The sequence below is a fragment of the Streptomyces sp. BA2 genome, assembly GCF_009769735.1.
Taxonomy (GTDB): Bacteria; Actinomycetota; Actinomycetes; order Streptomycetales; family Streptomycetaceae; genus Streptomyces.
Genome location: NZ_WSRO01000002.1, coordinates 4,272,743 through 4,287,320 on the forward strand (window position 1 = coordinate 4,272,743; position 14,578 = coordinate 4,287,320).

Consider the following 14,578-nt stretch of genomic DNA (forward strand, 5'->3'; position numbering starts at 1 on the left):
ACCAGCGCCGGGTCCACCGTCCCGGCGCTGATGGTCCCCCACCGGGACCGCACCCAAGAACGGGCGGGAGCTTCGCTTGGCCTGGGTCGGGTGGTGACCGGGGCCGCCCGGTACTCCGAAGTGTGGCGGTTCCGGCGGCGCAGTAAAGGGCGCTCCTACGTCGCGTCGGCTACGCCGATTCCGCTGCGCTCCACCCTTGACTGCCCCACCTCCACCGCAGGAGCTTTTGTTGACCGGGCGGCCCAGGAAGGGGGCGTAGGGGGGCTTGAGGGACTCTTCGGTTTGCTGCCGGGTGCGGACTGGTTCTTCCGGGGCGGGCGTCACGGGGATCAGGGACTGCCCGGCCGACCGGCTCGGCTTCGGGGGTGGGGGCGGGTTTCAGCGCCGGGTGCGGACTGGTTCTTCTGATGCGGAAGCCAGGCGATGCTCCTTGACCTGGTCGGCCGGCTCGGCTCCGGTGGCGGTGACGGGTCTCCTGCCGGGTGCGGGCTGGTTCTTCCGGGGCGCGCGTCACGGGGGAAGCCGGCTGCCCGGCCGACCGGCCCAGCTCCGGCGGTGGTGAAAGGTGTTCCTGCCGGGTGCGGACTGGTTCTTTCCGGGGCGAAAGCCAGGCGATGCTCCTCGACCCGGCCGGCCCAGCTCCGGGGGCGGGTTTGCTGCCGGGTGCGGGCTGGCTCTTCTGGCGTGAGCCTCACGGGAGATGACGTGCGGCCCGGCCGAGCGGCTCAACTCCCGGGGCGGGGGCCGGTTTCGCTGCCGGGCGCGGGACGGCTTATGCGGGGTCTAAGAAGCGCGGCACTCTGCTAGCTCGCCTCGCCCTTTCGAGCCGCTTCATCATCGCCAACTGTAGGCCGGGGCGGGCCAGAGGGTGGAACGCAAGAGAATCCCACGACACGCCACCCAGCCGCCCCCAGTACATGGGACTTTCCTGCATTCACTCCCCAAACACCCCTCCATGTACCCAAGATGCCCGATATGTGACCGCCCTAGGTGTCGAATCAAGTCACACCCATCACGCCCACCCCTGTCATCCCCCCTTCATCGTCGCCACCCGCCAAGGCCGCGTGTTCTCTTTCGTGAGGCTCACGCCAGAAGAGCCAGTCCGCACCCGGCAGCGAGACCTGCTCCCGCCACCGGAGCGGAGCCGACCGACCGGGTCGAGGAGCATCGCCTGGCTTCCGCATCAGAAGAACCAGTCCGCACCCGGCGCTAAATTCCGCCACCGCCGCCGGAGCTGGGCCGGTCGGCCGGGCAGCTGGCCTCCCCGGTGACGCTCGCCCTGGAAGAACTAGTCCGCACCCGGCAGCAAACCGCCCCACCCCCGAAGCTGGGCCGGTCGGCCGGGCAGCCCCTGATCCCCGTGACGCCCGCCCCGGAAGAACCAGTCCGCACCCGGCAGGAGACCCGCCCCACCCCCGAAGCCGAGCCGATCGGCCGGGCAGTCGGCTTCCTCCGTGACGGTCGGCCCGGAAGAACCAGTCCGCACCCGGCAGCAAACCGAAGAGTCCCTCAAGCCCCCCTACGCCCCCTTCCTGGGCCGCCCGGTCAACAAAAGCTCCTGCGGTGGAGGTGGGGCAGTCAAGGGTGGAGCGCAGCGGAATCGGCGTAGCCGACGCGACGTAGGAGCGCCCTTTACTGCGCCACCGGAACCGCCACACTTCGGAGTACCGGGCGGCCCCGGCCACCACCCGACCCAGGTCAAGCGAAGCTCCCGGTCTCGCCCTGACCTGCTACCGCCGCTCGCACCCTCTCCACGAACGCCTCCGGTGCGTTGAAGACCTCCTCTGCACCGAAGCGCAGTACCACCCTCACCTCGGGGCACGACGCGAGGTCGTTGTAGCGGGCCAGGTCCCGGCGGTGGGCCTCGCGGGTGCCGTGGTAGGCATAGCCCTCGATCTCGACCACCACGCCCTCCCCGCGGAAGAAGAAGTCCGGGCGCAGTAGGCGGCCGGACGGGGTCAAGATCCCTGCCTGGGACTCCGGGCGCAGCCCCGCGTCCCCCATCCGGAGCCGGGCGACCGTCTCCGCCGGTGAGCCCGCCCCCGGGTCAGCCAACGCCAGCCACCGACGCGCCCTCGCCGCCCCCGCAGCCCCCGCAGCCGGCGGGGAATCCAAGGCCGCGGCCACGGTGTCGAGGCCGCCGATCAGCGGTCCCCGCCAGCAGCGACCCCCGTAACGGCGGCTGCTCAGCGCCGAGTCGAGCGCCACCAGGGCCTCCTCCCGCGGGCCACCGCGCAGCAGATCCGCCAACGTACGCGCGACCGTCGTCACCCGGAGATCCCCCACCACGGTGATCTCGGCGGGCGGCAGAGGACGCCAGTGGACGTGGGCGCCCGTCTTGCGGCGGGTTCCCTGCGGGTCGGTGAACTCCAGCTCCTCCCGCAGTACTTCGATGCGCCACAGCTTCGCCGCCGACCGGTGGCTCGCCACCAGGCCCGGCATCGTCAACTGCCCGGCCCAGAGACGCACCGTCAGATCAACCGCGCGCCCGGGCTCCGCCCAGCCACCGCCCGGAATGCGTGTCCACCCCTCGGCTGCCAGGCTTCTGGACAGCGTGCTCGTCGGCCAGCCCGCCTCCCTGGCCCAGCACGTGAGCAACACCCCCTCCACGGCCAACTCCCGCAGCCCACCCCACTTCCTCGCACCCCGCGGCTCCCTTGAACCCCCCATCGCCCCAGGTTGCCGCTTTTTGGCGTCGCGCGTATCAGCCTGTGGATATCTGCGCCCCTGTGGATGACCGTGGATGACCGTGGATAGCCGTGGATAGCCACGGGTTCGCCGGTCGCCCGCGCCTGGCAGAAAAGGTGGGCTGCTCGTCATTGCGGGCATCGGGGCGCGACACAAGACTTGAGCCACTGCAATGCCGTGCACTGCACCTCACCTCGCTTCGCCTCACCTCGCCTCGCCTCGCCGCATCCGGGAAGGGAACCCCCATGCAGATCGCCATCCTCCTCTACGACAAGTTCACCGTCCTCGACGCGATAGGCCCCTTCCAGACCCTCGCCGGACTTCCCGGCGCCGAAGTCGTCTTCGTCGCCGAGCAAGCCGGTCCCGTCCTCGACGACACCCGCGCCCTCTCCCTCGTCGCCACGAAGTCCCTCGCCGAGGTCAGCAGCCCGGACATCGTCGTCGTACCGGGAAGTCCGGAGCCCGATCTCGAGAACGAAGCCGTCCTCGACTGGCTGCGCGCCGTCGACGCCACCACCACCTGGACCACCTCCGTCTGCACCGGCTCCCTCATCCTCGCGGCCGCCGGGCTCCTCAACGGCCGTCGCGCCACGTCCCATTGGCTGGCGCTCGAGCAGATCAAGCAGTTCGGAGTCGATTCCACCGGGCAGCGCGTCGTCTTCGACGGGAAGTACGTCACCGGCGCGGGCGTCTCCGCCGGGATCGACATGGGCCTCACCCTCGCCGGGAAGATCGCGGGCGACGAGCACGCGCAGACCGTACAGCTGCTCATCGAGTACGACCCCCAGCCCCCGTACGACGCCGGCTCACCCGACAAGGCCCCCGCCGCACTCGTGGAGAAGTTCCGGGCGCAGACCGTGTCCTAGCTGTATCCGGAGGCGGGCCATGCGCCTCGGACACTCGTGGCAGAGTCGTCCGCATGGTCCGCATGGTCTGCATGGTCACCTCAACTCAGCGGCGGCGCCTCGGCGCGGTGTCCGCTCTCCTCGTGGGCGCCGCCATGGCATCACTCACCGGCTGCGGCGACCAGCCGCACGACACCACCGCCGAGTCGAGCGCTCGCTCCAGGCACAGTCCGAGTCCCAGCGGCTCCCCCTCCCCCGGCGCCTCCCCCTACGTAGAGCCCGGCGTCGTCGACGGCGCGCCCCACAACGGTGACAACAACGCCTACCGCCGCCCCGGCGACATGTCTCCGGCGGACGAGGAAGCCGCCCAGGCCGAGGCCGCCCGCATGGCGCCCGTCCTCAAGCGGCTCCACCAGCAGAAGAAGTGGGACCCGGAGAGCGTGAAGGCCGCGCTCACCGGCAAGCTCGGGTACGAGATTCGCAGGTCGACCAGCGGAGGCAAGCTGCTCGGCGGCGAGCTCGACGTGCAAGAGATGCACTCGCGCTACGAGAACGGCGAAGACATCACGCCTGAAGGCGCGTCGATCGGTCTCTATGTGGGCGACCACGCCTGCGTCACCGCTTTCGTGCAACCGACCAACTACGGCGTGAAGACCAACGGCCACTTCCCGGAGACCGGCTGCATGGAGCCCCCCATCGGCCACTGACGCCCGGCCTGCGGTTGAAACGACCTCGCGACCTCACGACTCCAAGCCCTCACGACTCCAAGCCCTCACGACTCCAAGCCCTCACGCCCTCACTCCCTCACGACTCCAAGCCCTCACGCCCTCACTCCCTCAGCCACTCCACCAGCAGCCGATTCACCTCGAACGCCCGCTCCTGCTGCACCCAGTGCCCGCAGCCCTCCAGGATGTGCGAGGACACCAGGCCGGGCAGCGACTCCGGGTACGCCTTGATCGCGTCGGCCAGCCATGTCGTCGACGCGTCCTGGTCGCCGCCGATGAAGAGCGAAGGCTGGACGATCGGGGCTCCGTCCCACGCGGCCAGGTCCTCCCAGTCGCGGTCGACGTTGCGGTAACGGTTGAGCGCGCCGGTCAGGCCGGTGCGTTCGAACTCGGCCGCGTAGACGTCCAGATCGGCCTCCGTCAGCCAGGAAGGGAGCGAGGGCAGGCGCCCTCCGCCCACGAAGCGGTCCGACATCTTTCCGCCCCGGGGTACGAAGTGGAGGCTCGGGTCGCCGGCTGACGGCATCGTGTCCGCCGACAGGCCCGCGTAGAACCCCGCGAGCCAGCCCCGCACATCCGGCTCGATCTCCGCCTCCGCCCTCCCCTGCTCCTGGAAGTAGCTGACGTAGAACTCATCCGCCTCACCGCCGATCCGGGCGAACGCGTCCGACGGACGGACGCCGTTCCTCGGCGCGTACGGCACGCTCAGCAGGCCCACCGCCGTGAACACGTCCGGTCTCAGCAGCGCCGAGTTCGCCGCGATCGCCGAGCCCCAGTCGTGGCCCACGATCGTCGCGGTCTCGGCCCCCAGGGCCCGCACTACTCCTACGTTGTCGGCGACGTGCGCCAGCATCCGGTACGCCTCCACCTCACGCGGCTTCGACGAGCGCCCGTAGCCGCGCACGTCGATCGCCACCGCGCGGAAGCCCGCCTCGGCGAGCACCGGGAGCTGGTGGCGCCACGAGTACCAGGACTCGGGGAAGCCGTGGACGAGGAGGACGAGCGGGCCGGTGCCCTGCTCCACCAGGTGGATCCGGCCGCCGGGGACGTCCACGAGTCGGTGGTGCTGCGTGGGGTGCGGCATGGTTCCTCCCGGATCACTGGATGCGTCGTACGTCATGATCCTGGGCCCGTCCCTCCACCGCCCGCGAGGAACTTTGCCGAGTCGGCAAATGGCTCAGCCCGCGCCGACCGCAGGACCGACCACAGGACCGGCCACGGAACCGACCACGGGCCCGTCCACCCCGCACGCCTCCGGCTCCTCTGCGTCCCGGGGCGGCGTCGCCGCGATGACCGTCTCCAGGACCTCCCGCGCCGCCGCCAGATCGGCCATCGCCGCGTCGATCCGCGCACGCTCCCGCTCCAGGTCGGGCAGCATGCCGGGGCACGCGGGAGCCAGTTGGTCCCCCTCCCCGTCGACGTACATACAGGGAAGGAGTTCCGCGATCACTCTCGTGTTGAGGCCCGCGGCCAGGAGGGTGCGGATGCTCCGCACCGTACGGACGTCCTCTTCGCCGTACTCGCGATAGCCGCTCGGCCGCCTCAGCGGCCGCAGCAGGCCCTGTTCCTCGTAGTAGCGGAGAAGGCGTTCACTGACTCCCGTCCGCTGGGACAAGGCACCTATACGCATGTGACGACCACCACCCCGGTGAGATCCCGGTGAGATCCGAGTTGACTCTCACACCGATGTAAGACTCTAACGTCCCCTTCATGACAGCACAGAGCTCAACTTCCGCCCAGCTCAGCCCCGTTACTCTCCTCGGGCTCGGCCCCATGGGCATCGCCCTCGCCGAAGCGCTCCTCGCCCAGGGCCACCCCCTCACCGTCTGGAACCGCACCCCGGAGAAGGCCGACCCACTCGTCGCCAAGGGTGCGCGGCTCGCCGCCACCGTCGCCGATGCCGTCGGCGTCAGCCCTCTCACCCTCGTATGCCTCAAGGACTACGAGACCCTCTACGAGATCTTCGCCGACCGCCCCAGCAGTGACGCCCTTCAGGGCCGCGTCCTCGTCAACCTCAACTCCGGCACCCCCGCCCAGGCCCACGCCGCCCTCGCCTGGGCCACCGAGCGCGACGCCTCGTACCTCGACGGGGCGATCATGGTGCCGCCGTACCTCGTCGGGCAGCCCGGGGCCGTCTTCCTCTACAGCGGTTCGCAGGACGTCTTCGAGCAGCACCGCACGACACTGACGAGCATGGGCGACCCCCGCCACCTCGGGGCGGACCCGAGCCTCGCCGTCCTCTACAACACCGCCCTCCTGGAGATGATGTACGCGACCCTCAACGGCTTCCTGCACGCCACCGCCCTCGTCGGCTCGGCGAACGTGCCGGCGGCCGAGTTCGCCGAGCTCGCCTGCGGATGGTTCATGCCGACCGTGGTGAACCCGTCCCTCGGCGAACACGCCTCCGACCTGGACGCGGGCCACTATCCCGGCGACGCGGGCACCATGGAGATGAACCTCAACGCCCTTGAGCACATCACCCGCGCCAGCGTCGAGCAGGGCGTCCACGCCGAGCAGCCGCGGCTGATGCAGCAGCTCGCCGAGCGCGCGATCGCCGACGGCCATGGGACCGACAACTACCTCTCCCTCTACGAGGTCTTCAAGAAGGCCGACTGACCTCACCCCCCCGCCCCCGCACCCTCACCCCCGCACCCTCATCCCCCTTACCCCCGCCCCCTCACCCCCCTTGCTCCACCACCACCGCCGCCTTGAGGTCCGCCCAGAACTCCGGGCGGGCCGCGACCCGGAACCCGAGGCGGTACACCGTCGTCCGCTCCCTCCCCCGCACCCGCAGCCGCACCTCCGTGGGGCCCGGGTGCGAGCGAAGGATCTCCTTCAGCCAGCCGACCGCCCGTGGGGTCACCTGCGGCTCGTGCATGTCGAGGACGACGGGCGCGTCCGCGGCCGCGTGCGTGAGGTCAGCGACCGACAGTTCCATCCCCACCAGGCGCGGCACGTCCTCCCGCTTGTCCAGGCGGCCCTTGACGAACACCACGGTGTCCTCCACCAGTTGGGTCGAGACGAGCTGATACGTCGCCGGGAAGAACATGCACTCCAGTGATCCCGCCAAGTCCTCCACCGTGGCGACCGCCCACGCGTTGCCCTGCTTGGTCACCTTGCGCTGCAGCCCGGAAATGATGCCCCCGATGGTCACCACCGCGCCGTCCGCGTGCTCGCCCCCGGTCAGACTCGCGATCGCCGCGTCGGCCCTGGCGGAGAGGACGTGCTCGATGCCGAAGAGGGGGTGGTCGGAGACGTAGAGGCCGAGCATCTCCCGCTCCTGGGCCAGGAGATACGTCTTCTCCCACTCCTCGGAGGGGAACTCGACGTCGAGCCCGAACCTCGTCTCCGCAGCCCCACCGCCACCGCCACCGTCCCCGTCACCTCTACCGCCACCGTCGCCGAAGAGGTCGAACTGGCCCTCCGCCTCCTTCCGCTTCACCTGTACGACGTTGTCGATCAGGGGCTCGTAGCACGCGGTCAGCCCTTTTCGCGTGTGCCCCATCTCGTCGAAGGCCCCGGCCTTGATGAGGGACTCGGTCGTCCGCTTGTTGCATGCGGTCGCGTCCACCTTCTCCAGATAGTCCGGGAAGGATTTGTACTTCCCTTTCTCCTTGCGGCACTTGACGATCGCGTCGACCACGTTCGCGCCGACGTTCCGTACCGCCGTGAGGCCGAAGAGAATGACGTCGTCGCCCTGCGCCGCGAAGTTCGCCACCGACGCGTTCACATTCGGCGGCAGGACCCTGATCCCCATCCGGCGGCACTCGTTCAGATAGACCGCCGACTTGTCCTTGTCGTCACGGACGGACGTCAGCACGGCGGCCATGTACTCGGCCGGGTAATTCGCCTTCAGGTACGCCGTCCAGTACGAGACCAGGGCGTACGCCGCCGCATGTGCCTTGTTGAACGCGTAGCCCGCGAAGGGGACCAGGACGTCCCAGACCGCCTGAATGGCCTCGTCGCTGTATCCGCGCTCCCGGCAGCCGTCCCTGAACGGGATGAACTCCCTGTCCAGGACCTCCTTTTTCTTCTTCCCCATCGCGCGGCGCAGCAGATCCGCCTGACCCAGCGTGTAACCCGCGAGGACCTGGGCCGCCTTCTGCACCTGCTCCTGGTAGACGACCAGGCCGTACGTCAGGCCGAGCACGTCCCGCAGGGGCTCCGCCACCTCCGGGTGAATAGGGGTGATCTCCTGCTGGGCGTTCTTCCGCAGCGCGTAATTCGTGTGCGTATTCATGCCCATCGGGCCGGGGCGGTAGAGCGCCGTGACCGCCGTGATGTCCTCGAACTCGTCCGGCTTCATCAGCCGCATCAGCGATCGCATCGGTCCGCCGTCGAACTGGAAAACGCCCAACGTGTCGCCGCGTCCGAAGAGTTCGAAGGTGCGGGAGTCCGCCAAGGGAATGGAGAGGAGGTCGAGATCGATACCCTTGTTCGCCGCGACCATCTTGACGGCGTCGTCCATGATGGTGAGGTTCCTGAGGCCGAGGAAGTCCATCTTCAGCAGGCCGAGGGATTCACACTGGGGGTAGTCCCACTGCGTGATCGTCACGCCGTCGCTGTGGCGCACCCACACCGGCACATGGTCGGTGATCGTCTCGCTGGACATGATGACGCCGGCCGCGTGCACGCCCATCTGCCGGACCAGGCCCTCCACACCCTTCGCGGTGTCGATGACCTTCTTCACGTCCGGTTCGTTCTCGTACATCCCCCGGATCTCGCCCGCCTCGCTGTAGCGGGGGTGCTTGGGGTCCGTGATGCCGGAGAGGTCGATGCCCTTACCGCCCGCGTCCGGTGGCATGGCTTTGGTGAGGCGGTCGCCCATCGCGTACGGATATCCGAGCACGCGCGCGGAGTCCTTGATGGCGTTCTTCGCCTTGATCTTTCCGTACGTGCCGATCATGGCGACCTTGTCGGCGCCGTACTTCTCGGTCACGTACCGGATCACTTCGACGCGCCTGCGCTCGTCGAAGTCGATGTCGACGTCCGGCATGGACACGCGCTCGGGGTTGAGGAACCGCTCGAAGATCAGGCCGTGCGTGATGGGGTCGAGGTCGGTGATACCCATCGCGTACGAGACGAGAGAACCGGCCGCTGAACCGCGGCCTGGGCCCACCGCGATGCCGTTGTTCTTGGCCCACATGATGAAGTCGGCGACCACGAGGAAATACCCCGGGAACCCCATCTGGATGATGATGTCCATCTCGTACTCGGCCTGCCGCGCGTACTCGTCCCCCACCCCCGCGGGAAATCGCCGCCGCATTCCCGTGGCCACCTCCTCCCGGAACCAGCTGACCTCCGTATAGCCATCCGGAACAGCGAACTTGGGCATGAGGTCGCGCTTCTCGAACATTCCCGTGGTGTCGATCTGCTCCGCGACCAGAAGCGTGTTCCGGCACCCCTCCTGCCAGGCCTCCGAGGAGTCGATGGCGTACATCTCGTCCGTGGACTTCAGGTAGTAGCCGGTCCCGTCGAAACGGAAACGGTCCGGGTCCGAGAGGTTCTTGCCCGTCTGGATGCAGAGCAGGGCGTCGTGGGCGACGGACTCGTGCGCGTATGTGTAATGCGAGTCGTTCGTCACGAGTGGGGGAATTCCCAGCTGCCTGCCGATCTCCAAAAGGCCGTCCCTGACCCGGCGTTCGATGTCGATGCCGTGGTCCATCAGCTCCAGGAAGTACCGGTCCTTGCCGAAGATGTCCTGGTACTCGCCTGCCGCCTTGCGGGCCTCCTCGTACTGCCCGAGGCGCAGGCGGGTCTGGAGCTCTCCTGAGGGGCAGCCGGTGGAGGCGATCAGGCCCTCCGACCACTGGGAGATCGTCTCCTTGTCCATGCGCGGCCACTTCTGCAGCCAGCCCTCGGCGTACGCGTCCGAGGACAGCCGGAAGAGATTGTGCAGGCCGGTCTTGTCAGCCGCCCAGATCGTCTTGTGGGTGTAGCCACCCGAACCGGATACGTCGTCCCGCTTCTGGTGCGGCTGGCCCCAGCGGATCTTCCGCTTGTCGCGGCGGGACTCCGGGGCGACGTACGCCTCGATGCCGATGATCGGCGTCACGCCCGCGTCCTGGGCCTGGTGGAAGAAGTCGTACGCGCCGTGGAGGTTGCCGTGGTCGGACATGGCGACATGCGTCATGCCCATCTCATTACAGGCGTTGAACATGTCCTTGAGCCGCGCGGCACCGTCCAGCAGCGAGTACTGGGTGTGGACGTGCAGGTGGGTGAAGGGCTTCGGCACTTCCACTCCCGTGTTCAGTCGGCGGCGGAAGGGGCGGACTCGGCTCCCTCTCCGGCCTCGGCTTCCCCTCCAAGCTCGGCTTCCTCTTCGAGCCGTCGGGCGATGACGCGCAGGCCGACGGCCACGTCGTGTGCGGACGGGGCGTGGTCCGGGTCGATCAGCAACTGCTGGGTCAGGCCCGCGACGAGGGCCATGTGGACCGAGCCGACCGCGCGGGCCGTGTCCGGGTCGGCGGCGGCGTCGATGCCGTGCAGATGGGCGGCCATTTCGGGGCGTGCGCGCTCGTACGCGGCGGCGATCTGCTCGCGGATCTCAGGGGCGCGCTCGGCCTGGGCGAAGGCTTCGGTGCTCGCGACCAGCATGGGGCGGTCGGTGGCCTGAGAGCCGATGATGCGGGCCCACATCTGTACCAGGGGCTCGGGCGCTTGGGCCTCCGGCGGTACAGCCATGATCGCCGTGCCCCACTCCATGAGGGTCTCCAGGAGGGCGGCGTTGAGCAGGGCCTCCTTGGAGCCGTAGTGGTAGTTGATCGTCCCCACAGGGGCGTTGTTCGCGGCGGCGGCGATATCCCGGGAGGTCGTACGGGCGTACCCCCGCTCCTGAAGGCATCGCTTGGCGCCGGTCATCAGCTGTTCTCGGTGTCCCATGGGTTCACCGTACAGGAGTCTTGAACGTTCGTTCAGAATCCCCGTTCAGAACCTACGTTCAGAACGGACGTTCAAGAAGGGAGCTGCCGGCGAACGCGCGGGAGTCGGAAACTCGTTGGACAGTCCCCGCCTTCCTCGCCGATAGTGCGGCGCATGACCTCTCTTGTGCGCCACCTCACATTCGACTGTTCCGACGCCTACCGTCAGGGCACCTTCTGGGCCGAGGTGCTCGGCGGGAAGATCGCTGACGACGACTTTCCCGGTGACCCCGAAGCCCTCGTCGAGGCCGACGGACTCACGCTGCTCTTCGTGACCGTGCCCGATGCCAAGACCGTCAAGAACCGCGTGCACGTCGACCTTCAGCCGCAGGACCGCACCCGCGACGAAGAGGTCGAGCGGCTCGTCAAGCTGGGTGCCAAGGTCGTGGGCGACCACCGGGTGCCCGACGGGCGCGGCTGGGTCACCCTCAGTGACCTGGAGGGCAACGAGTTCTGCGTCGAGCGCAGTGCCGGGGAGCGCCAGGCCGGCAACTAGGCCCTGCGGCCCCGCAGTTCGCGCTTGAGGACCTTTCCGCTCGCGTTCCTCGGCAGCTCCGTCACGAACTCGACCGCCCTGGGGACCTTGTAGTTGGCCATTTCGCGGCGTGACCAGGCGATCAAGTCGTCCGCCGTGAGGACCGCACCCGCGCGCCGGACCACGTACGCCTTGCCGACCTCGCCGAGGCGCGGGTCCGGTACACCGATCACCGCCACGTCCGCGACCTGCGGGTGCACGCCGATGAGTTGCTCTATCTCCGCGGGGTAGGCGTTGAATCCGCCGACGATGAACATGTCCTTGATGCGGTCCGTGATGCGGAGGTTGCCCGCACCGTCCAGGACCCCGACATCGCCCGTCCGCAGCCAGCCGCCCGGCGTGACCGCCTTCTTCGTCTCCGCCGGGTCCTCGAAGTAGCCCTGCATGACGTTGTGTCCACGGACCAGGATCTCTCCCGGGTGGCCCGGTGAGAGCTCCTCGCCGCCTGGGCTCACCACCCGCACCTCCGTGTCCGGTATGGCCCGGCCCGAGGTGGAGGCGATGACCTGCGCGGCGTCTCCCTGGCGGCACATCGTGACGATGCCGCTCGCCTCGGAGAGGCCGTACGCCGTCAGGACCGTGGCGATGTGCAGCTCGGTACGCAGGCGCTCGACCAGTTGCAGGGGGACCACCGCCGCGCCCGTCACCACCAGGCGCAGCGCCGACAGGTCGTGCTGGTCGCGGGCGGGGTGGTCCAGGAGGGACTGGTGGAGGGTGGGCGGGCCGGGGAGGACCGAGATCCGTTCCGCCGCCACGTTCGCGAGGACCGTGTCCACGTTGAAGACCGGCTGCGGGATCATCGTCGCGCCGCGCATCAGGCAGGCGATGATCCCCGCCTTGTAGCCGAAGGTGTGGAAGAAGGGGTTGACGATGAGGTAGCGGTCGCCTTCCCGCAGGCCCGCGAGCTCGCTCCAGACGCCGTAGCAGCGCAGGGTCTGGGCGTGGGTGATGACCGCGCCCTTGGGGCGGCCCGTCGTGCCCGAGGTGTAGATGATGTCCGAGGGTGCCGCGCCGTCGACCCCGTCCGCGCGCTCCCGTACGTCGCCGCCGCTCACCCCGTCGCCGCTGGCCACGAAGTCCTTCCAGGTGCGGAAGTCCTCCGGGGCGTCGTCCGAGAGGACCACCACCTGCTCCAGGTGCGGGAGACCGGGCAGCGGGCCCTCCCCCTTCCCCTCCACGGCCGCGCGCCGCAGCGAGGCGACGTACGACGTGCCGAGGAAGGTGCCCGTCACGAAGAGCAGCTTCGCGCGGCTGCGTTGCAGGACGTAGGCCGCCTCTGCGCCCTTGAAGCGGGTGTTGAGGGGGACGAGGACCGCGCCCGCCGACACCGCGCCCAGCGCCGAGACGATCCAGTCAAGGGTGTTCGGGGCCCAGACGGCCACTCTGTCCCCGGAGTTGACCCCATTGGCCATGCACGCGCCGGCGGCCCGCTCCACGCGCCGGCCCAGCTCCGCGTACGAGATGCGGGTGCGTCCCTCGACGACCGCCTCCCGGTCCCCGAACCGCTCGGCCGCCGCCCGGACAAGTCCCGGGATGCTGCCCCACTCCAGGTCGCCGCGCATCGCAAGCCCCTCCGCCGCAGTAGCTGACTATCCGTCAGATTAGCTGTAACCTGACGCGCTGTCAGCAGTCGGGACGACGTATGGCGAAGCCCTGGAGCCTCGCCACTCGCGGAGGTGTCGTTGCCCATGGCTTCACTCAAAGACGCTACAGCGATAGTCGGGATCGGGCAGACCGCGTTCGCGAAACAACTGCCCGAGGACGAGAAGACGTTGGCCTGCCGGGCGATCGTCGCCGCGCTCGACGACGCGGGCATCGCCCCGTCCGAGGTCGACGCCTTCGCCTCGTACACGATGGAGGAGACGGACGAGGTCGAGGTCGCCAAGGCGATCGGCGCGGGCGACGTGACCTTCTTCAGCAAGGTGGGCTTCGGGGGCGGCGGTTCCTGCGCGACCATCGCGCACCTCGCGGCAGCCGTCGCCACCGGCCAGGCGAGCGTCGGCATCGCCTGGCGCTCCCGCAAGCGCGGCAGCGGGCCGCGCCCCTGGAAGAACACGGCGGTCCAACTCCCCACCCCTGCCCAGTGGACACGCCCCTTCGGCCTGCTCCGCCCGGCGGACGAGATCGGAATGCTGGCGCGCCGCTACATGCACGAGTACGGGGCGACCCGCGACCACCTCTTCAATGTCGCCCTCGCGTGCAGGAACCGGGCGAACCAGAACCCGGCCGCGATGATGTACGAACGCCCGCTGACCCGCGAGATGTACATGTCGTCACGCTGGATCAGCGAGCCGCTCTGCCTCTTCGACAACTGCCTTGAGACGGACGGCGCGTTGGCGTGCGTCATCGTGTCCGCCGAACGGGCGCGGGATTGCCGGCAGAAGCCCGTGTACGTCCACTCCGTCGCCCAGGGGCTGCCCGCGCAGCACCACGGGATGGTCAACTACTGGAACGACGACCCGCTGACGGGCCCCGCCTGGACGGCGGCCCGCCACCTCTGGAAACAGGCGGACTTCGCCCCGGAGGACGTGGACGTGGCCCAGATCTACGACGCGTTCACCCCCCTGATCCCGCTGTCCCTGGAGGGCTACGGCTTCTGCGGCCGGGGCGAGGGTGGCGCGTTCACGGAGGGCGGCGCACTGGAGAGCGGAGGCCGCCTGCCGATCAACACCGGGGGCGGCGGCCTGAGCGAGGCGTACGTCCACGGCTTCAACCTCATCAACGAGGGCGTGAAGCAACTGCGGGGCACGAGCACGGCGCAGGTGCCGAATGCGGCCACGTGTTTGGTCACGGCGGGCGAGGGAGTGCCGACGTCGGCAGTACTACTCCGGGCCCCGTAGGGGCGCGGGGCTGTATCGATATGCG

At 69.1% G+C, this 14,578-nt stretch carries 11 protein-coding genes; 5 read left to right on the forward strand and 6 right to left on the reverse strand.

Features of this window, described 5'->3' with window-relative positions:
• Positions 1 to 1,698: 1,698 nt before the first annotated feature.
• Entirely contained in the window at positions 1,699 to 2,670 is a 972-nt protein-coding gene (locus tag E5671_RS21775; protein ID WP_160505636.1) for an endonuclease domain-containing protein, read from the reverse strand.
• 263 nt (positions 2,671 to 2,933) lie between these two features.
• Between E5671_RS21775 and E5671_RS21780 the strand changes: the two genes are divergently transcribed.
• Together E5671_RS21780 and E5671_RS21785 are read left to right on the forward strand one after the other, a co-directional pair.
• Positions 2,934 to 3,554: a DJ-1/PfpI family protein gene (locus tag E5671_RS21780; protein ID WP_160505637.1), complete on the forward strand. Its 621-nt coding sequence runs from the start codon at positions 2,934 to 2,936 to the stop codon at positions 3,552 to 3,554.
• 53 nt (positions 3,555 to 3,607) lie between these two features.
• Positions 3,608 to 4,240 (forward strand): hypothetical protein, encoded by a 633-nt coding sequence (locus E5671_RS21785; RefSeq protein WP_237330213.1) that lies wholly within the window; start codon positions 3,608 to 3,610, stop codon positions 4,238 to 4,240.
• A gap of 121 nt (positions 4,241 to 4,361) precedes the next feature.
• On the opposite strand, the gene E5671_RS21790 is transcribed toward E5671_RS21785, so the two are convergent.
• Together E5671_RS21790 and E5671_RS21795 are read right to left on the reverse strand one after the other, a co-directional pair.
• Positions 4,362 to 5,342: an alpha/beta fold hydrolase gene (locus E5671_RS21790; protein WP_237330214.1), complete on the reverse strand. Its 981-nt coding sequence runs from the start codon at positions 5,340 to 5,342 to the stop codon at positions 4,362 to 4,364.
• Positions 5,343 to 5,435: 93 nt separating this feature from the next.
• On the reverse strand, positions 5,436 to 5,888 hold the full coding sequence (locus E5671_RS21795; RefSeq protein WP_160505639.1) for a MerR family transcriptional regulator: 453 nt from the start codon (positions 5,886 to 5,888) through the stop codon (positions 5,436 to 5,438).
• 80 nt (positions 5,889 to 5,968) lie between these two features.
• Between E5671_RS21795 and E5671_RS21800 the strand changes: the two genes are divergently transcribed.
• Positions 5,969 to 6,874, forward strand: coding sequence for an NAD(P)-dependent oxidoreductase (locus E5671_RS21800; protein WP_160505640.1), 906 nt, complete (start codon positions 5,969 to 5,971; stop codon positions 6,872 to 6,874).
• 61 nt (positions 6,875 to 6,935) lie between these two features.
• Here E5671_RS21800 and dnaE read toward each other — a convergent pair whose 3' ends face one another.
• Positions 6,936 to 10,493 carry a DNA polymerase III subunit alpha gene (gene dnaE, locus E5671_RS21805; protein ID WP_160505641.1) on the reverse strand — a complete coding sequence of 1,186 codons (3,558 nt, stop codon included), beginning with the start codon at positions 10,491 to 10,493 and terminating at the stop codon, positions 6,936 to 6,938.
• A gap of 14 nt (positions 10,494 to 10,507) precedes the next feature.
• Positions 10,508 to 11,140: a TetR/AcrR family transcriptional regulator gene (locus E5671_RS21810; protein WP_160505642.1), complete on the reverse strand. Its 633-nt coding sequence runs from the start codon at positions 11,138 to 11,140 to the stop codon at positions 10,508 to 10,510.
• Between the two features lie 153 nt (positions 11,141 to 11,293).
• Here E5671_RS21810 and E5671_RS21815 point away from each other — a divergent pair, with 153 nt between their 5' ends.
• Positions 11,294 to 11,674: a VOC family protein gene (locus tag E5671_RS21815; protein WP_160505643.1), complete on the forward strand. Its 381-nt coding sequence runs from the start codon at positions 11,294 to 11,296 to the stop codon at positions 11,672 to 11,674.
• Here E5671_RS21815 and E5671_RS21820 read toward each other — a convergent pair.
• Positions 11,671 to 13,275, reverse strand: a complete 1,605-nt coding sequence (locus tag E5671_RS21820; RefSeq protein ID WP_160505644.1) for a FadD3 family acyl-CoA ligase — start codon at positions 13,273 to 13,275, stop codon at positions 11,671 to 11,673. The two genes, E5671_RS21815 and E5671_RS21820, sit on opposite strands and share 4 nt — an antisense overlap.
• A gap of 126 nt (positions 13,276 to 13,401) precedes the next feature.
• Between E5671_RS21820 and E5671_RS21825 the strand changes: the two genes are divergently transcribed.
• Positions 13,402 to 14,553: a lipid-transfer protein gene (locus E5671_RS21825; protein WP_160505645.1), complete on the forward strand. Its 1,152-nt coding sequence runs from the start codon at positions 13,402 to 13,404 to the stop codon at positions 14,551 to 14,553.
• Positions 14,554 to 14,578 lie beyond the last annotated feature (25 nt).